Source organism: Candidatus Borrarchaeum sp. (assembly GCF_019058535.1).
GTDB lineage: Archaea > Asgardarchaeota > Sifarchaeia > Borrarchaeales > Borrarchaeaceae > Borrarchaeum > Borrarchaeum weybense.
Window position 1 is genome coordinate 1 of record NZ_JAHPYX010000278.1, and the last position, 19296, is coordinate 19296.

Sequence of the window (19296 nt, forward strand, 5' to 3'; positions counted from 1 at the left end):
GTATACATATGCAAGGTGGGCTGATTATTTTGCATAATCTTGTAGCAGAGCGTGTTGGCGCAGAAATGAAAAAAGGAAAGATTATCATTCACGGAAAAGTTGAAGAACTATTGCCTTCATTTAAGTTTGATGATGAGGTAGCATCGGCTGTCATTGATGAAGAAAAGGAAATTGGAGGACCGTTCCTAAAATTTAGTGGAGATATAGCAGAAAAGGGCAAAGGGGAGATCTATTTAAATAAAGAAGCAAATAGGCATCTGATTAATGCGTAGGTGATTTTAATGAATAAGCCTAGTGTCAATAAGCTTGCGTTAGATGTAGTTAAAAAAATGGATAAGAAATCTGAATTAATAAATGTAACATTTACTGAACTTAGCAATGGTGCAACCGTTATTGATTGCGGAATAGAAGCAAAAGGTGGATTTCTAGCGGGAAGATATGTGACAGAGGTATGTCTTGGAGGATTAGGAAAAGTTAATGTGACAACAACTGATATAGAAGGGAACACTCTTCCAGCAATAACAGTAGTGACTGACAATCCTCCCATCGCACTTTTAGCTTCACAGTTAGCAGGATGGAAAATCAAAGGTTCAGAAGGAAAAGTCTATGGATATGCCTCTGGACCAGCAAGAGCCTCAGCACTCAAACCTAAGAAACTCTTACCAAATTATGAATTCTCTCAATTGGATTATCAAGATAAAGCTGATGTTGCAGTAGTTTTCTTGGAGCCAATGAAAGAACGCCTGCCCGGAGAAGCAGAAGCGGAGTTTGTTGCTGAGAACTGTGGAGTTTCGCCAGACCGATGCCATATGGTTGTGGCTCCAACAAATTCTATGGCGGGCTCAGTACAAGTAAGTGGGCGTGTAGTGGAGATGGGGATCTATAAGATGACTTCATTAGGATACGATCCGAAAAAGGTTACATATGGAGCGGGAACAGCACCAATAGCTCCTATAAACCCAGATGAACAAAAAGCAATGAGCCAAACAAATGATATGATACTATACGGGGGTAAAACATTTTACGAAGTCAACGATGATGAAAGTGATGACCTAAATGCATTTGTCACAAAAATTCCATCATCTGCATCAAAAGACTACGGTGAACCCTTTTATGATGTTTTTAAGAAGGCAAATTTCGATTTCTTCAATGTGGATCCAGGACTTTTCAGCCCAGCAACCGTTGTTTTATCAAGTCTTAGAACAGGCAAATCTGTTAGTGCAGGTAAAATAAATACAGCAGTATTACAGAAATCTCTTGATATAAAGAAATTTTAACTAATATGAAGAAATCTTTGGAGATTTCATCCCTTCTTTTTATTATTTCAGATCTTTACGTATCTGCTAATTCACTGATTTTAGTTTCCCAGTATTTGGTGACTTTATCCACTTGCTTCTTACATGTGCCTGTGTAATCCCCAATTGTCTCAAGTAGATCGGACGTTAACAATTTGCTTAATGGTTTATTTTCTTTTTGCGCTTTTAATGTCAATTCACGTACCTTGTCATACGCTTGTGGATCTCCCTGCAACGCTAATTGGACATATGCAGGCTCTGCTAAATAAAAATCCCGATTGAGTTTTAAATTCTCTTTCATTCGTCCTCTATCGACTTTCAGAGTCTTTATTACTCGGATTAAGCGATTGATAGAGTGAACAAATGCATTTAGAACTTCAGGAAGTATATAGCGTGTAGAAGCAGAATCACGTAAGTCTCTTTGGTGCTCGGACTCTATATTTAATAGTGCTGTAATAATATGGGGCATAACTGCTCTATATTGAGAAATAATATTTTCAAGATTGATTGGGTTTCTTTTTTGAGGCATAGTTGAGGAACCAACTTGTGTTTTTTCAAAATATTCTGCTACTTCTCCGATTTCACTACGTTGTAGGTGCCGTAAATCGTTTGCAAGGTCAGCAATGGTTCCAAAAGTAATTGTGATTTGGCACATGTAATTCGTGAGTTCTTCAGGAGGTAATCGCTGTGTCGTGATTGGTGATGCGTTTAAACTCAATTCTTTCATAAAAATAGACTCAAGTTCATCAGGATCGTGAATTAAGCTTAAAGAGGCTTTACTACCAACAGCACCACTTAATTTCCCTCTTAAGTTATCACTTGCATTCTTTATACGAATAATTGCATGCCCTATTCGATCTACAAATACCGCAATTTCCTTTCCGAAAGTTGTTGGCTCGGCATGCTGTCCATGAGTACGTCCGATTTGGAGGGTATTCTTTTCTTCCTTTGCAAGTCTTATTAGTTCAAGTTCTAATGCGACTAAATGAAGAAGAAGAACTTTTTTTGTAGCATCCTTAATGAGTAAGGCCTGTGCTGTGTTTACAACATCATAAGACGTCAGACCGAGATGTACATAGGGTTTCGCAGGAGTTGATATCTTGTCTCTCAAAACTTCAACAAGTGCTCTTATATCATGTTTAAGAATTGCTTCTTTTTGCTTTACCTCAAGAGCGGTGACAGTTTGAGCAATTATCTCATCAGCGATTTCTTCCGGACATACTCCAATTTTATTTAAAGCACGTACATACGCTTTTTCAACCTTTAATTTATATTCTAAAAAACCCTCTTCTGAGAAAAAAGGAATTAATTCTTTGACAAGATATCTTTGATCCGTTGGGTGAATCATAATATCACATCTAACTTTAGTTTGATTTGATCGACGTCTCAGCTTTCATAGGTTCTCTCTATTGAAGACAAGACCGATTCGCTATTTAAAGACTAATCATTTATTATTTTTCAATCTAGTTCAGGTAAGTTAATATCGCAAAAAATTGTTGTTATTCAAGTAAAATAAGAAATAACAATTAATAACAATTTTTTTTTGATTTTTTATTGCCCTATACTATATATTGATGAATCATTATTTTATCATTATTAAATTTATTTTTTACTTGCATAACGGCTGTTTTTTTGTCTGTATAGTTGAAATTTACCTTTTTTTGAGTTAAAAGTTGTGGATAATCTTTTCACAAGTCTTATATAGTAAAAATTACATACTATTTTATAGTTAGAAAATAATCAAAATCATTAAATAATCGAACTCACCATACAATGAGATATCTCATCTATTGGAAAAATGTGTATCGATTGTGTGATAAAAATGAAACTTCCATGCAAAAATGTGCCAGAGGAGTTTTGTCTAAACAATATTTGTGAAGAGTGCTGTAAACTATTGGAAACTATAGAAGAAATTCCAGTTGCTATCCCACGAGTAGCAGTCGCTTAGCATTTCTTAAACTAAAGTACATGGGGAAAATAGAGGTGGCACCCTACAGAGGGGATGCCATAATTTTTTCTTTTTAATCGAATTTCTTGTATAAGAAAGCATTGACTATTTTTGTTTTTTCTTAATCAGTTCATCACCTGTTTTCTTCAACTGGGCCCAGGCGTGCTCTATATCTGAGATACTCGATTCATCTGTTAAGAGCGCAAAAAATTTTAGGAACTGCCCGACTAATGGATGGGCTATAAGTGTAAGAGTTTCATTCGCAATATTCACTTTTGTAATCATAGCTGATGAAACTTCTGTTGGAGTTCCTAAAATATCTTTAACAAGCAATGTATCTCCATTTTGAAGTGCGTATACAACATCTTTGGCAATTTGTTGTGAGTCACCATCTTTATCCAGCAAAACTGAAAGTTCGCACAATTTTTTTCACCTCAACTAAAGTTCTTGCAATGAATTTATTAAAGTAGTTTATGTAATTACTTGAAAGAAGAGTAAGCAGACATCAGTTCAAGTTACGCGGAAAAAACTCGCAACGATATATATGCTGAAGATCATGTGAAGGTTAAAAGTCAATTATCCCACCCTGAAGGGTCGGGGCTTGGGTCGTGAGAAATATGGCATTTAAATATGTTACAAAGGCTGATGGATCGAAACAAGATTTTGACAGAGAAAAAATTGTCAAAACATGCTTACGAGTAAGTGGAGGAGAGGTTGATCGAAAAACAGCAGAAGAAATTGCTAGCGAGATTGAAAATAGAAGTTATGATGGTATATCAACTAAAAAAATTCTTGAAATGTTGTTTAATGAGTATTTGAAGCCATATAAAACAATCATACCGTTTAGAAACAATTTACGTAAGGCAATCTCTCTTCTCCGTTCAAAACCTGATTTTGAGCTCTATATCCAGTTGTTATTGGAGCAGGTGGGTTATTCAATCACTCCCAATTGTATTTGTCGAGGAAAATGTGTGGAACATGAAATTGATGCAATTGCACGAAAAGGTACAGAAACCAAGCTCGTAGAAGTAAAACATCATGTAAATCATCATACCCCTACGGACTTGGATGTTTGCAGGAATACTCGAGCTGTATTAGAAGATGTAATTGAAGGATATGAAGATGGAAAGAATTCTCATCCTATAACATCCGCCATGATTGTTGGCAATACGAAGTTCACGCGACACGCTGAAAGATATTGCAATTGTAGGGGGATTGAACTACTTGCGTGGTACGATTTGGAATCGATAATCGAAGAGAAGAAATTTTATCCGATTACATTGCTTAAAGGGATTTCTAGAAAAGTAAATCACAGATTAATCGAAGAAAACATAATCACATTACAACAATTAGTTGAATCTGATAGTAACCAACTTACACATATGCTTGATATTGAGCAAGAGATCGTAGAAGATTGGATTTTAAGATCAAAGAAAATCCTTTCTGGCTAGAAGTACGCCTCAATTTAAATGAACTAACTATTTTTCTTTAGGTGATATGGTGAACTACCACCCTACAAGTAGGCTGGCTTCCTGAATCATCCATTCCCCAACGGGACACGTCAAACAGGCTCTACGGGCAGTCCCTGCCCTGATGATGATGATGATGAGAGTGAGAACTGGCGAGTGTTACCTCAGCTCAATTCTACTTAGAATCTCTGCAAAACCGTATTTAAAGATTAGGGAGTATCGTGAAAGTGAAACAAGTAACACACGCAATTCATCCCCCCAACAAGTTGGGGGGCCTTCTTTCGGAGACATGATAAAATGAGTGAAGATGAACATATAATTGAAGTTGCAAAAGCTAGAGTTGTCATAAAGAACGGGAAAGTTATAGATGTTGGAAAGCCTTTAGTGACTCATTGCCCTTTACGACATGAATTTTATGGTGGGGTAAAAGAGACTCCAGAAAGCATTCGTGATAGCGTCGAAATGAAAATAGAAGAGTTTGGTTTTTTTACAAAAAATAGAGTGCTAGAATATGAAGGGAGGGATGTGCCATTTGGAGCATCAGAGATGCTAAGGGATGCGATGCACAATGGATTGATAGATATTACGGTGTGTGCGTGTGATGGTGCGGGAACCGTATTAGTGAAGTCACCAGAACTAGTTCAGGGAATTGGAGCTCGAATGACAGGATTGGTAAAGACATCACCGATCCCAGAGACAATAAATCAACTGAAAAATAAAGGTGGAATCGTATTAAACCCAAAGACAGCCGTAATAGATCAGGTCGAAGGAGTGAAAAGAGCATTCTCATTAGCTAATAAGGTTGCAGTAACTCTTGCTGGAATTGACGCTGAAAAAATTCCTTTACTCAAGAAATATGAAAAACAATTGGATGTTAAGTTAACAATCTTAGCAGTTCACACGACTGGTATTTCTCCCAATCAAGCATCAGTTTTAGCAAAGGGATGCGATCTTATCTGGGGATGTGCATCAAAAGCACTTCGAGAAATCATTGGACCAAACGCATTACTTCAAATTGGAGTAGGTATTCCAGTTTTTGCGTTAACTGAACAAGGGAAAAAAATCATTGCTAACAGAATTGTGAGAATAGACTCCCAATTATTGGTGACACGAGCACGGTTGCCAAAACTAGTTGAACACAAACAGCCAGATCCGTTATTGTGATTTAAGAATCATTAAAAATCATTTTGCTTCTTTAACGAGTTCCAACAATTTTGTCAGAATCATTTCATCAGATAAAATGCCATTTGGTGGAGAGATGATATTTTTCATATAAAGAGGAACAGAATCCATTCGATAGGCGGTGCCGCTAACCTCAATTCCAGACAGAGCTACGGGGATGACGATTTTTGAAATTCGTGTAGTTGGTGTCATTTGGCGCTCCATCGTGATAACGGGGATCTCTTTTAGGTAAGAGGTTAAAGAATAAGGCAATGTAGAAACTGGATCAGAAGCAATACATAGCATTGCATCAATTTCTTTCTTCTGTAATAGTTCTGCAGTTGTAGTTTCACCAGGATTAAACATGGGATCTTCTTTACGAAAATCTACGCCATAAGGGAATCCAGTTAACCAGCTGCATACTTGATTAAATCCAATCATATTGTAATGACCAATCATGGGAATAGCAACGACTTTGGCAAATTGGTTGAGTTCGGCAACAAATGAAAGAAGACTAGAGATATTATGATATGTTCCTGCACTCATCAACAACCCTAAGCCAAAAAATATCGTACAAAAATTCGCTTCTTTAATTAGTTCAAGCAGTCGGTCTACTTCTTTTAAAGGAATATTTGCTACAGTGTCTATATTTGGACGATATCCGTTCAAAAGAGAACGCATAACGCTAATTAGTTCGAAATCTCGGTTAGGTTCAACTTCAAGAAAACGATCTGCGATGTTAGCAGTTCGTGTTTTACGGATATCTATAACAACAACGGTTCGCTCATCTTTTCCAGCTTGTCTGAAAATACCACGTGGTACTGTACTATACCGTGACATATGCCTTGGATGTGATTCTATAGGATTAGCACCCCAATATAAGATCACATCAGCCCTATTCATGACTTCACCAAGAGTTGCAGTACTCCACGAGTTCTCTATGAGAGTTGAAAGTGTTACGCCGTGGCAGAATGAAGATGTGCTATCTACGATCCCCTTCAATTCTTTGGCAAGTTGAATGCCAAGCCTTTGTGCTTCACAAGTTGTAGCGCTCCAGCCATAGAGGAGGGGGGAGTCAGCATTAATCAATATTTCTGCTGTTTTCGAAAGTGCAGAGTCTAAATCAGTTTCTTTAGTGGTTTTATCAGTCATAATTGTTGGATTAAGGATTCTATTAGAGGCGATATCAAGAAATTTCGCGTTACCTTTAGAACACGCATTATAGTTTGTTACAACTGTATTATCCTCCAGCTTCACCTTGATATCGTCGCAGAGAACTCCACAACCTGGACATATCACGTCAGAGATCTCTTTCGACATATAATCAACTCATTGAAGTATTTCAATTGCTTTCGTTGGGCATAAAATTTCGCAAACCCTGCATGATGTTCGAGGCGGTTCGTATCTACGGCACTTTTCAAGCTTACAGATTTTTGCTACACCTTTTTCCACAATGAATATGAGATCGGGATTTGTTTCATCTTTGATGCCTTTGCCCCCAGAAGTTTCTGGCGCAATAGCTGCATTCGCTGGGCAGCAAACAACACAATTACCACATCCAATGCATTTTTCTTCCTCTAAAATGATCCCAGTTTCTTTCGCCAGTTCAAGTGGAGCAACCAGTTCTTTGAGTTTTTCCGCCTTTTCTGCATATTGTTCTTCTTCGAAGAGCGGTGTACATTGCTTGAGTTCTACTGAACGGTTAAGTAATTTAACTGCAAATGCCATGCAATTTGGTTCGCCGCAAATTCGACAGTTAGTTTGAGGGAGCAGTTTATAAATCATCATTGCATTTAGGCGCTTCTTTTCAGACATTCTTGTTACCTCAATGGATTTATGTAGACACTTTATGCACCGCAAGGGTATTGAATAAAGTTACCTTTCAAGCAACACTATAAGAATTTTATAATTTAGATGCATCTGTCATTTTAAAGATTAGTGAAAATAATCCTCATAGTATTTTGCAATATTTATAACGAACATTCAGGTGCCAAAATCGAATGTCATTTAAAGATTGAAGGCTAAGAGAAATCGAGAATAATTACTATAATGATTAAACATCACCCATTGTGCACTAAGAATGGCTAACAAAGCGTCATCAAGACTAAAAGGCATTATAAGAGAGGTTAAGTATGAAAGCGGATCCAAAGGTTGGAGTGTTCATTTGTCATTGCGGTAAGAATATAGCTGAGGTCATTAATATCAAGGAAGTCGTAGATCATTTCACGAATATGGGCATCTTTATTAAAGCGGATACATTTCTGTGTGCAGATCCTGGACTGAAGTTAATACAAGAGGAAATTATTGAGAATCAACTCGACAGAATTGTAATAGCGGCATGTACACCAAATCTACATGAATCTCTCTTCAGAAAGACGCTAGAAGAAGCTGGACTAAATCCATATCTATTGGAAATAGTAAATATTAGAGAACAAGGTTCATGGGTTCACAGTCATGACCCCGACCGTGCTACGGAGAAAGTTATTGATCTAGTTGCGATGGGCATCGCAAAAGCAACCTTATTGCAACCCTTCAGCGCCATCAAGATCCCCGTTGAAAATGAGTTTTTGATTATTGGAGGAGGCGTCGCGGGTATACGATCAGCGTTGGATTTGGCGGATCTCGGACATAAAGTGCATTTAGTCGAGAAAGAGCCGACCATCGGTGGTCATATGGCAATGTTCGATAAAGTCTTTCCAACTAATGATTGCTCGATCTGTATTCTTGCCCCACTAATGGTTGAAGTTTACCAGCATCCAAATATTGAGTTGTATACCAACTCTGAGGTATTGGAGGTAAGGGGAGGTATAGGGAATTTTAGCGTGAAAATTAGAAGAAATCCCATTTATGTGGATCCTGACGAATGTACTGGCTGTGGAGATTGTGTCCCAAATTGTCCTGTCGAAGTCCCCAATGAATTTGATCTAAAGTTAGGTTTGCGGAAGGCTATATATATTCCATTTCCTCAAGCAGTCCCATTTATCTACAAAATTGATCCTGACAGTTGCATAGGCTGTCGTAATTGCGAAGCTTATTGCGAGAGGAACGCGATCCGATTTGACCAAAAACCAAAGACCTTCGATGTGAAAGTTGGTGCGGTAATAGTTGCCACGGGTTATGAGCCTTTTGATGCACATAAAATCCCAGAATTGGGATATGGCAGATATTCCAACGTTTTAACATCTTTAGAATTAGAAAGAATGCTTAGTCCTTCTGGACCCACAGAAGGAGATATCATTCGACCTTCCAATGGTCAACCCCCAAAAACTGTAGTCTTTGTACAATGTGTGGGCTCACGTGACAAGAATACGAATGAATATTGCTCACAAGTTTGCTGCATGTATGCATTGAAACAAACAAATTCAATAATAGAGCGCTTAGGAGACTCTGTAAAGATATACATCTGCTACATAGATATCAGGGCATTCGGAAAACGCTATGAAGAATTTTATCAGACTATGAGAGAAAAAGGAGTCATATTTGTTCGTGGACAACCTTCTGAGATTCAAGAGCTACCAAATAATAAGGTACTTACATTAAACGTATATGATACTGATATTGGAAAACATCTTCAAGTGGAGGCAGATATGGTTGTCTTATCGGTTGGACTTACTCCTCCAAAAGATGCTGAAAAAATGAGTTCAATCCTTGGCATCCCTCGAAGTGAAGATGGTTTTTATTTAGAAGGACATCCCAAACTCCGACCAATTGACTCACAAATACCAGGTTTTTATGTAGTCGGATGTGCCCATTCTCCAAAATCTATAGAAAGTTCAACAACACAAGCAAGCGCAGCAGCACTTAAAGCAACAACTTTATCCCAAGGAGAAGTAGAATTAGATCCATTTGTGCCAGTTATAGATCCGGATTTGTGTTTTGCTTGTAAAATCTGTGAACATGTCTGTGACTATGGTGCAATAAAAGTGAATTCAGATAAAAGTATTGAAGTTGACGAAGTTGCTTGCAGAGGATGTGGTGCATGCGCCGCTGCCTGTGCAACAGGGGCACTTCAGATAAGAAACTTCACTGATCAACAAATACTCGCTCAGGTTGATGCGGCTCTTGAAAATAAAAGTGAATTTCCTCTGATAGTTGGTTTCCTATGCAACTGGTGCGCCTACGCAGCCGCGGATAACGCTGGAATCTCAAGAACAAATTATCCAACCAATATTCGAATCATAAAGGTGATGTGTTCGGCAAGAGTAAGCCCAGTTTTCGTTTTAGAAGCCCTAAAAAAAGGTTCAGATGGAGTTCTCATTATGGGATGTTATCCTGGAGATTGTCATTATAACACTGGCTTTATGAAAGCCGAAAGACGAATTAATGCGCTTAAAGAAATTTTAGAAGTAGTAGGTATAAATTCAAAACGCGTGAAAATTGTGAGCGTATCTGCAAGTGAAGGCAAAAAACTCTCAAAATTAATAAGAGAGTTTGTAGATGAAATTGAGCAATTTAAGCCAGTTGGCGCCGAATTAGTGACAGAAACGAGAATTAGGTGATATTTATGGGCACAGATTCACCAGAAATTGATATGGATGTAACAGAAGAAGAAATGGAATACAAATGGAAACATCTACGGACTGACGATAAGAAGAAAACCAAAAATCTAGAGCTAAAAATTGAAAAATGCATAGGCTGTGAATTATGTAAGATTGTTTGTCCAGTCGACGCCATAGAGATGGGGCCTGTAGTAGAGGTAGCTACGGGAGAGTTTGAGAGAGGAACCGTTCCCCTAATCATGATCGACCAAGATAAATGTGTGTTCTGTGGTTTATGTGCGATAATCTGTCCTGAAGACGCTCTTGAATGTAAGTTCGATGAAGAAACTATTGATGACTTAGATTATCCCAAAGTGATGAAAGACTCCAAATTCCTTGAGGGCACTATAGCGGTATATAATCTTGAAAAATGTGATCCATCGGCATGTAAAGCGTGTATTAATATCTGTCCGGTGGACGAATCGTGCTGGTACATCCCAAAAGACATCGAAGAAAAGACAGGAGACAAGATACGCGTAAGGGAAGAGGATTGTACCTTCTGTGGCGCGTGTGTCAATGCTTGTCCTGAAAAACTGATTGAAGTAAAACGAACCAAAGTGAAATATACGGAGATACCAGATGTGCCATGGATGAATGCTTGGAAAGAGGCCTTTGAGAAGTTAATAGGAAAGGCAAAAGAGATTGATTTATCACGGATAATTGAATACGAGAAAGAAGAAAAGCCATTAGTTAAAAAACCGCCAGAAGAAATACCAGAAATACCAAAAGAATGTAAAAAGTTGTTAAAAGAGAAAATTGAAGAGATAGAGAAGCATTTGCAAAGCAGGAAAGGCATTAAAATACGTCATTTAACCGAAAAGGGAGACACAGAAAAAGCACTAAATTCGTTTTTAAGGAGTAAAAAGAAGTTAAAAAATGAAAAAGACTAAGAAATGCAGTTTTAAGATCATAGATATAAATATCAGTTATAGGTTGCTCTGTATCATTATTTTTTCCGAGTTCTTGAGGTAGGAAGAATCCACGTACAAATTGGGTGTATTTATTGAAGAATAACGCTCTAATTTACTCTCCAGGTTTTCTAACGTCATGTTTCCTAAGTCTTCATTAACCTTTGCATCCACCCAGAGCGTTGATCCTGTGAAAACATTTGGATCTATTATTTTCTTTTTTATGATTGGGTTGCCGCGTTTTATAACATATTCGGCATGTGAAAACGCCTTTTCTAATAATTTGTACTCCTTAGAGGGATCATTGGCTTTTGGATCAAAATTATATACAACTACATCAGCAAGGGCACCGATTCCTAAGTGACCTCTTTGTATGTCGAGACCTAATGACTTCGTTTGGCTAGCACGAGTGATTATAGCAATTTCAAGAAGTGAATATTCACGTTCAAGGTGTGGGAGTATCGCATTAGTCTGAACATCAGGATGAAGCGTGTCGACTATCTCATCTCTAGCGAGTTTACTTATCAGCCAACTAATAACCTTCGGATAATCAGTCACTAGACCCATATTAGGATGATCTGTTGATAATTGAACCTGCCAAGGGTTAGTCACTTGCAACGCAATTTCAAGTCCTATGGTCCATTTTATGGCATCAATATAGTGTTCAGGAGAGAAATTAAGGGTAATTGCTCCAAAACCCCCTTGTAACTCGATATTATGGCTTATCCATCGATTATTTGCCATTTTTGCAAGATAATAGGCATAATTTCCATCTGGAAAAATAGCAGTTGATGTATGAAACGTAATTTGGCCAATATCAAGTTCAACCTGTTCATGTGTATTCATATAATCTACTATAGTTTGGCTTTTTGATTCAAAATTTTCCCAGTCCTGGCCTCCGTAACTGTGAAGTTGAGCATGAGCAAGATGAATTAATTGATTTCTGCTTACCTGACTACTTTTTTCAATATTTTGAATAGATTCCAACGTTTGTATTGTTGTATCAATATTACCAGGACGCCCTGCCTGGTTTGGATGAATATGTATAGAATGTGGCAAATTTAGCAATTCATTGACTTTTACAAGACCTGTAACAATATCAAGTGGATTTAATTCATAGCCTAAAATTTGTTTTTCGAGCGAATCTGTGTCTTTTCCCCAAGCCCACATTTCGGCCCCGCCAGGATTTGCTAACTTTAATCCATATCCTTTAACTGATTTAAGAAGCCAAGAAAGATAAGCGGCACACTCTTCGATTCTGTCCTTTTTTAGAAAATTCATCACGTGAGAATCTGAGCCAACAAGAACTAAAAATGCCTTATCAACAAAAGGGATATCTTGAAATTCTAAATGTGTGTGCCTTGCCAAGTGAGCAGCAACTGCAGCCTCAATGAATAGCGTATACCCTTGTTTAATATATTCATGACCAATCTGAGAGGTTGTATAAAGAGGCTGTGAAGGTGGCTTTGTAAACATTCGTCCAAAATTTACAGTTTGAGAACTTATATGCGTATGAATATCTATCGCACCGGGCATGACAATCATATTCGATGCGTCTATGACTTCAGCGTTTGCAGATGCTTTTTCTACAATTTTCCTATCTTTAATTGAAATATCTAAAGTTTCTCCATTGATATTATTAATAGGATCATAAACATATCCGTTCTTAATTAATATAGAATCTGCCATGTCAGTGTACCTACCTTCGGGGCTTTTACATGAAGAAAAGCAAGAAAGCACCACAGCTTCAGCGTGGTGATGAATTGCTGTAGTTGTGTTTATATAGTGTATAGGTCATACTCTTGATGAGTACCTACGGGGCGTAGGGAATTTACGCCTGTGGAGATAAGACCTCCGTAACCCGCAAGGGGATCGCGTCTGTCGTTGAAGCAGGAAGCCGCGATGCTTTAGCACGAGGTAGCTCATATGCTTGTGAGATGCTGTATATCCTCTGGTGATTCATCCGTCGATTCGATCGTTGCAGGAATATTCTTCAAAAGAGGAATTCCATTACTTTGAACTGAATTTCCCATCGTCATATTAGCCCAAAGACCAACAGGAATTAATGCGATGCCTTCCTTAGTTTCTTCTGACTCTTTTACTTTCACAACTACTTCACCATATTTCGTACGTATCTTAACAGGTTTATTATTTTCTACACTTAATTTTTTCATATCTTCTGTGTGTAACAACACGATTGCGGCTTCATCGAAGTATTTTTTGCTTTCTTTATCGGAATCAGCACTTTTACCTTGCTCTATGGTTCGTACGGTGGGCAACAAAACATCAATCTCTGTTGTAATCATTTTAAAAAAACTCATTGTCAATCCCTCAATTATGGCAATAGGCTGTTAATCCTTTTTCGAGAAATTATTTTTCATTATCTTTGAGTATTATTTCTGCAACCCATTGCGCAACTCTTCCAACAACACCAGGACATTTATCAACATGCGCGCCAGCCTCTTCGAATTCTTTAAAATCTTGCGGATCATTCAAATTATAAGAACGACCAAAAATTTTCTTTTGAATATCTTTGCAGATAACACTTCCATATTCATCTTCAAAGCGTTTATACAACTTTCTTGCTTTTTCATAAGCCTTGAGACGTTTACCTTCTGGATCACCTGCCTTGAAAGCTTGTAAATCACGACCATATTTTAAACTTAATGCCATTACGCCACCTGTTAATGCACCGCAAACCGATCCCAGCAAGCCAATCCCTGCAGCAAGGCCAGAAGCAGATTTAAAGACCGTCTCATTTTCTAAATTAAAAGTATCTTGAATCGCTAATAACACGCATTGGGAACAGCCATAATATTCTTTTTCGTATTTAAATCCAAGATCATATGCTTGTTTGGTTTTGTTCATATTTTTCTTCCTCTAACTGTTTTTGTCCTTAAGCTTTTGTTCTGTTTTTACACTATAACACTTTTTTGTATCATTTATAATGTTGCATGAAATCCGCATTTGACGCAATTAATCATTAAGTTTAATATGATTAGTTTTTCGATGACATGAGATAAGTTTGCATGTGATTTATTGCTAATGAGAAATGAAACAAGTTTATAAGGTTGGAATAATCTACCAATTATATCCCTAAGACGACTATTTCTAGTCTAGACGCTTTTGAGGGGAAAAAAATGGATGAAATTGTTAATAAAGTAATCAAAGGAGAAATCAAGTTTTACAGGATTGAAGAACACGTTGGAAATGACGTTAATATAGCTTCAGAAATCAGAAGGAAAGTTTTAGAAAAGATGAGAGACATATCGCTTAAGAATATCGGAAACTACTCTATGGACATGAATTTAACTGCAAAAAGAAATATAGAAAATTCCATAGGTTGTGCACAAATTCCGATTGGCATCGCAGGTCCTCTTAAAGTCACTGGCGATTATATTGATGAAGAAGTTTATATACCTCTTGCCACTACTGAAGGTACACTCGTAGCGAGTACGAATAGAGGTTGTACTGCTATTACGCGAAGTGGCGGGGCAAAATCTAAAATTATTAGAGATGGAATTACTCGCGCACCTGCTTTGAAAGTTCCTGACTTAGAACATGCTTATAAACTTATAAGCTGGGTACGCGAAAATCATCAAGAAATTGTCAAGGTTTTTGATGATACTGATCCATTCCTAAACTTGATAAATATCGAACCTTGGATAGTTGGAAGAACTGTCTTCCTTCGTTTTCGTGCCAATACTTATGACGCAATGGGTATGAATACTGTAACAAGAGGTGCTCGATTTGCTTGCGATTTCATAACACAAGAACAGCCCTATGCAAAATTAATCAGTGAATCAGGTAATGTGTGTGTAGATAAGAAACCTAGCGCAATTAATTGGATACTAGGACGCGGTAAAACTGTGATTTCAGAGGTTATCCTGAAGAAAGAAGTCGTAAAAGATGTATTAAAAACCACTCCTGAAAGTATAGCAGAACTTGCCTATCGAAAATTATTTTTAGGCGGAGCACAGGCATTAACTTTAGGATTTAATGCTCATGTGGCGAATATTATTGCAGCCATCTTCTTAGCTACAGGTCAGGATGCAGCGCATATAACAGATTCAAGCATGTCTATTGTCACTCCAGAGGTGACAGAAGACGGGGATCTATATATAGCTGTTACCATACCCTCCCTTGAGACCGGAACATTTGGTGGAGGTACAGGGTTACCAACTCAAAGTGAGGCACTTGCTATAATAGGATGTCAAGGTCCCGGTGATCCACCAGGAGCAATGGGAAAAAGGTTTGCAGAGATTGTCGCGGCAGCGGCACTGGCTGGAGATATAAGTTTGTTATCGGCACAGTCTGCACTTCATCTGACTGGCGCACATGAACGTCTTGGACGCGGACATGTCTAATTACGCACAAATTTCAATATTTGTTAGGGAATTTCCACATCTTTCCCTACAGTTATTGTAAATCCTCCACATACATCTTTTAATGCCTCATAGCAGGAAAGACCCTGTGACATTAACTGCCGAATCTTTTCCTCGATTTCTTCTTGCTTTTTCACTTTTTCAAGAACTTGAACGGCTCTATTTGCTGGCACTATTACGACTCCGTCAGTATCAGCTACGACAATATCACCTGGATTTACTAATACTCCGCCGCATTGAATTGGAACATTAATATCTCCAAGTACGGAACAATCACCAGCATTTGGAGTTACAGCACGAGCAAATACAGGAAATTGAATTTTTCTTATTTCAGCTACATCTCTTATAGCACCATCGATGATTACAGCAACGATTCCTCTGGATTTACAAGAAGTTGAAGCCAACCCACCCCAGATCGCTGTATCGCGATGGCCTCGGACATCGATAACAAGTACATCACCCGGTTCAGCATAATCAATAGCTGCAACAGGCGTCAAATAGTCAGCGACCATTGTCCTTGCTGTAATAGCAGGACCAACAACCTTTTCTATCGGTATAACAGGTTTAATCTCACTATGCATAGCCTGACTTTTTTCCATTGCATCAGATAATAAAGCCGTTGGATATTTTGATAATCCATTGATTATATCTTTGGACGGACGTTCAATACTCTCAATAATCAAGAAATTACCTCCACTTTTTCTCATTTCAAAATAGTTGAAACACCAATGTAGGTTTTCAGTGAGATGATAGATATTAAAAATATAGTACTATTTACACAGATATTTGAAAATAATATAGATTTTTTCGTCTAATTGGATACGCGCGAAGCAAATATTTATAAATGTAAACAACCCGTAACATCCATGTATTACCCGCGCGCGGTGGAAGTATTGGAAGATTTATCCAAACGAATGAATGATGGGCTCTCATGTCCTAGATGTGGGTATCAGATGAATATACTAAGCTCTCATGGCATTCAGAGATGTCCACGATGCGGTTTTTGGAAAAAACAAGCTAAATAACCAATACAGGATAGACATTAATTGAATTTGCTATATCAACGAAAGTAAAGTGATAAACGGTAGCCTCCACAAAAGTAAAGGAGTACGTAAGATTCCCACTGGCAGCTATTTCTTTAAAGACGATATATTTGCCGCGATTCCATTGCATTGCCATATGACGTTCGGCACAATGTTTTATAATGGCTTTACTGCCATTAATTATCACTAAACCGTTAGAAAGCGGTAGATATGGATTTTCATGGATATCTGACGGATTTAAAGTGATTAATGTGTTCTCTGCCAGACTAGGAGAATACATGATGCTATTTTCGGCAGGAAATCTGATTTCAACTGTGCTTTTCTTTTCAAGAAACATCTTGATATTGAGTGTTACACCAAATTCTCCCTTAGTATAATTAATTTGATAAGGACCGCCTTTCACAGTTATATGTAATGGAGGCGTAGGAACGAGTACAGGTTTGTTTATTGATGAAACCTTTGAAATGGTGTTCTTAGAAGGATCTACCTTTAACAGACTATCTTGATATCCTAATTTCATTTTCAATTCCGCAATTACATTATCCAGAGATTCTAGTGCTAAATCTGTCAGACGAACAGATTCTTTAACTTCAATCTCCCATGGAAACCATCCTGTTGAATCTGATACCTCTGCAAGTAAGATTTGCTTCCAGATGTTGAGAAGCATTCGCTCTTCGTCTGAGACATCTATTCCCTTTGCTCTCGTTATCTTAAGTAATGATTCGGCTACGAGCGCTTTTTGTCGTGCTCGATACGTATATGCTCGAATAAAGGCATCATCTTCATAACGAGCGCTATTATTACCCATCCATAGCCAAACCCCTTCACTTTTCCTCATTTTCCAAGTTGCTTCTGGGATGACTGGGATTTTTTCTTGTTCAACGTTCTTTTCTCGTAACATGGCAACAAATTCGCTGATAAAAACAAAATGATATTCTGTTGCAATTTTTCTCAATTTTTGTTCGTGATTTTGTTCTTTTTGAGAATCGTATCGAAAATTGTTCTGATAAGCGAAGGTATTAGCAGTTTCTCCATCAGAGGCATAAGCCCAGTGGTAATCTATACCATTAACATTTCCATCCTTTTTGTGAAGAAGCACATTTAACAGTCGTTTATCAGAACCAAGAGACTGTGACGAGTTATCCTCTAAATAAAAAAGTGGTGAGTTCATTTTCATTCTATTCGGAAGATAATAATACCATGGATCGCTCGATACAACTACGGTGTTGTAATCATAGGTATTAAGCAATCCAGCATATCCAGGTGTCCACTGGCTCTCTTGTGCAAAAAATACTCCAGAACGAACGAGATCTGAAGAATCAAGTATTGTGTCTGAAATTTCTATTGATTTTGCCATATCTGTTCGTGGATACGCTACTAACAACTGCTCAGAGTAATGACTCACTATAAGTTCTATTTGTCCTTCATTCACCAGGTTCTTTAGAAGATCTAATAATTGAGGGTATTTGTGATATAAAATTTCGAGCATGTAGCCACTTAGTTCAATATTACATCTCCACGTGCTATGGTGCTCATACATTTTAAGGAGCGGGTAAAACGATTTCTCAATAATACGATTTTCAATCGTGGTAGATCCTGGAACATATTGAACATTGAAGTGGTAAAGTGCCATAGTATATTTCTGATAACCTGAGATAGAATCAACATGAATATTGAGAGGGATGCTTTCCTCAAATGAAGAAGGCGATTTATACAGTCTCAAAGAAATTGTATATACTCCATTTCGTTCAGGTGTCCAAAAGAATGAGACATTTATTGTTTGAAAATTCGCTACTGAAATCTTTTCAGTTTGATTTTGAGTCTCATTTACCATGAGTGAGACATAAAAAGAACGAAGACCAGTTCCAAGATATTGTACACTTCCTTCAATCTTTAGACGATTGCCCATATGAACTTTTTTTGGTTTAATTACACGTAAATCAGTTATTCTAGCAGAAGCATCTGAGAGATGTGTTGAAAATATCGATATTGTAAACAAAATGACTAACAAGAAGAGAAAGATTGTCTTTTTTTTTGTTAATATCCGCATGTACCATAGACACCGTTCCTTTCATCATAGACATTTCTTTACAACTATAGACAAGTAGTAACAAGGTCTATCCACTCACAGTCTGAAGAAGGACGTGAATGGTGTCCCCGCTAGGACAGTTGAGCGGCGTGTAGAACCAGATCCCGTAATATATCCAGTTGGTGGCGTAAGATAGTATCTTGTGGGAGTTTGAGTGGATAACTTTGCTTTAGAGAGGTCATGACTGCGATCATTCCCAAGTGAGGATGGTGGTGATGTGTGAGTCCAGTCAGTTACTGGCAGATATACTCTAGGGTAACCCACTATAAAAAGACAGCGTTTCTATTAGCGGGTAACAGGTGAACCCAGCTCATCAGCTTTCACCACGAAATACTTGTCTCAAACGAGATATTTGACTACATTTGGCAAGATTTGTCCATAAAACTATCAACAGTTGACCACCCATACTTCGCATAAATAAAATATACAAGAAGGCCTTGTTCATAATTTTTTGAAACCA

18 protein-coding genes and 1 pseudogene are annotated in these 19296 nt (G+C 37.7%); 9 read left to right on the forward strand and 10 right to left on the reverse strand.

Features of this window, described 5'->3' with window-relative positions; translation table 11 throughout:
• Positions 1 to 272: pseudogene (locus tag QVB70_RS18025) on the forward strand (formylmethanofuran dehydrogenase subunit C); the annotation flags it as partial.
• 9 nt (positions 273 to 281) lie between these two features.
• Positions 282 to 1277, forward strand: a complete 996-nt coding sequence (gene mch / locus QVB70_RS18030) for a methenyltetrahydromethanopterin cyclohydrolase (RefSeq protein WP_287589216.1) — start codon at positions 282 to 284, stop codon at positions 1275 to 1277.
• Positions 1278 to 1332: 55 nt separating this feature from the next.
• Here the strand turns inward: mch and purB are convergent, their stop codons facing one another.
• Positions 1333 to 2643, reverse strand: a complete 1311-nt coding sequence (gene purB, locus QVB70_RS18035; RefSeq protein WP_287589218.1) for an adenylosuccinate lyase — start codon at positions 2641 to 2643, stop codon at positions 1333 to 1335.
• Positions 2644 to 3117: 474 nt separating this feature from the next.
• On the opposite strand from purB, the gene QVB70_RS18040 reads away from it, so the two are divergent.
• Positions 3118 to 3243 carry a hypothetical protein gene (locus QVB70_RS18040; protein WP_287589220.1) on the forward strand — a complete coding sequence of 42 codons (126 nt, stop codon included), beginning with the start codon at positions 3118 to 3120 and terminating at the stop codon, positions 3241 to 3243.
• 105 nt (positions 3244 to 3348) lie between these two features.
• Here QVB70_RS18040 and QVB70_RS18045 read toward each other — a convergent pair whose 3' ends face one another.
• Complete coding sequence (locus tag QVB70_RS18045) at positions 3349 to 3666, reverse strand: CooT family nickel-binding protein (RefSeq protein ID WP_287589222.1); 318 nt, start codon at positions 3664 to 3666, stop codon at positions 3349 to 3351.
• 194 nt (positions 3667 to 3860) lie between these two features.
• Here QVB70_RS18045 and QVB70_RS18050 point away from each other — a divergent pair, with 194 nt between their 5' ends.
• Together QVB70_RS18050 and QVB70_RS18055 are read left to right on the forward strand one after the other, a co-directional pair.
• Positions 3861 to 4694, forward strand: a complete 834-nt coding sequence (locus QVB70_RS18050; RefSeq protein WP_287589224.1) for an ATP cone domain-containing protein — start codon at positions 3861 to 3863, stop codon at positions 4692 to 4694.
• A 315-nt stretch (positions 4695 to 5009) separates the two neighbouring features.
• Complete coding sequence (locus QVB70_RS18055) at positions 5010 to 5876, forward strand: methanogenesis marker 8 protein (protein WP_287589226.1); 867 nt, start codon at positions 5010 to 5012, stop codon at positions 5874 to 5876.
• An 18-nt stretch (positions 5877 to 5894) separates the two neighbouring features.
• Here the strand turns inward: QVB70_RS18055 and QVB70_RS18060 are convergent, their stop codons facing one another.
• Both QVB70_RS18060 and QVB70_RS18065 read right to left on the reverse strand, forming a co-directional pair.
• Positions 5895 to 7193: a formylmethanofuran dehydrogenase subunit B gene (locus QVB70_RS18060; protein WP_287589228.1), complete on the reverse strand. Its 1299-nt coding sequence runs from the start codon at positions 7191 to 7193 to the stop codon at positions 5895 to 5897.
• 9 nt (positions 7194 to 7202) lie between these two features.
• Positions 7203 to 7688 carry a (Fe-S)-binding protein gene (locus QVB70_RS18065; RefSeq protein ID WP_287589230.1) on the reverse strand — a complete coding sequence of 162 codons (486 nt, stop codon included), beginning with the start codon at positions 7686 to 7688 and terminating at the stop codon, positions 7203 to 7205.
• Positions 7689 to 8005: 317 nt separating this feature from the next.
• On the opposite strand from QVB70_RS18065, the gene QVB70_RS18070 reads away from it, so the two are divergent.
• Positions 8006 to 10372, forward strand: a complete 2367-nt coding sequence (locus QVB70_RS18070) for a hydrogenase iron-sulfur subunit (protein ID WP_287589232.1) — start codon at positions 8006 to 8008, stop codon at positions 10370 to 10372.
• A gap of 5 nt (positions 10373 to 10377) precedes the next feature.
• Positions 10378 to 11301 carry a 4Fe-4S binding protein gene (locus QVB70_RS18075; RefSeq protein WP_287589234.1) on the forward strand — a complete coding sequence of 308 codons (924 nt, stop codon included), beginning with the start codon at positions 10378 to 10380 and terminating at the stop codon, positions 11299 to 11301.
• A gap of 36 nt (positions 11302 to 11337) precedes the next feature.
• On the opposite strand, the gene QVB70_RS18080 is transcribed toward QVB70_RS18075, so the two are convergent.
• The 3 genes from QVB70_RS18080 to QVB70_RS18090 form a co-directional block, all read right to left on the reverse strand.
• Positions 11338 to 13008, reverse strand: a complete 1671-nt coding sequence (locus tag QVB70_RS18080; RefSeq protein ID WP_287589236.1) for a formylmethanofuran dehydrogenase subunit A — start codon at positions 13006 to 13008, stop codon at positions 11338 to 11340.
• A 233-nt stretch (positions 13009 to 13241) separates the two neighbouring features.
• Positions 13242 to 13640 carry a molybdopterin dinucleotide binding domain-containing protein gene (locus QVB70_RS18085; protein WP_287589237.1) on the reverse strand — a complete coding sequence of 133 codons (399 nt, stop codon included), beginning with the start codon at positions 13638 to 13640 and terminating at the stop codon, positions 13242 to 13244.
• A gap of 49 nt (positions 13641 to 13689) precedes the next feature.
• Positions 13690 to 14187, reverse strand: coding sequence for a C-GCAxxG-C-C family protein (locus tag QVB70_RS18090; RefSeq protein WP_287589239.1), 498 nt, complete (start codon positions 14185 to 14187; stop codon positions 13690 to 13692).
• A gap of 272 nt (positions 14188 to 14459) precedes the next feature.
• Between QVB70_RS18090 and hmgA the strand changes: the two genes are divergently transcribed.
• Positions 14460 to 15686 (forward strand): hydroxymethylglutaryl-CoA reductase (NADPH), encoded by a 1227-nt coding sequence (gene hmgA, locus QVB70_RS18095; RefSeq protein WP_287589241.1) that lies wholly within the window; start codon positions 14460 to 14462, stop codon positions 15684 to 15686.
• Positions 15687 to 15709: 23 nt separating this feature from the next.
• On the opposite strand, the gene QVB70_RS18100 is transcribed toward hmgA, so the two are convergent.
• A complete protein-coding gene (locus tag QVB70_RS18100) occupies positions 15710 to 16387 on the reverse strand; it encodes a hypothetical protein (protein ID WP_287589243.1) in 678 nt (225 codons plus the stop codon).
• 210 nt (positions 16388 to 16597) lie between these two features.
• Here QVB70_RS18100 and QVB70_RS18105 point away from each other — a divergent pair, with 210 nt between their 5' ends.
• Positions 16598 to 16729, forward strand: a complete 132-nt coding sequence (locus tag QVB70_RS18105; RefSeq protein ID WP_287589246.1) for a hypothetical protein — start codon at positions 16598 to 16600, stop codon at positions 16727 to 16729.
• On the opposite strand, the gene QVB70_RS18110 is transcribed toward QVB70_RS18105, so the two are convergent.
• Complete coding sequence (locus tag QVB70_RS18110) at positions 16722 to 18797, reverse strand: hypothetical protein (protein ID WP_287589248.1); 2076 nt, start codon at positions 18795 to 18797, stop codon at positions 16722 to 16724. The genes QVB70_RS18105 and QVB70_RS18110 overlap by 8 nt on opposite strands.
• A 75-nt stretch (positions 18798 to 18872) precedes the next feature.
• Positions 18873 to 19100: a hypothetical protein gene (locus QVB70_RS18115; RefSeq protein WP_287589251.1), complete on the reverse strand. Its 228-nt coding sequence runs from the start codon at positions 19098 to 19100 to the stop codon at positions 18873 to 18875.
• Between the last annotated feature and the right edge of the window lie 196 nt (positions 19101 to 19296).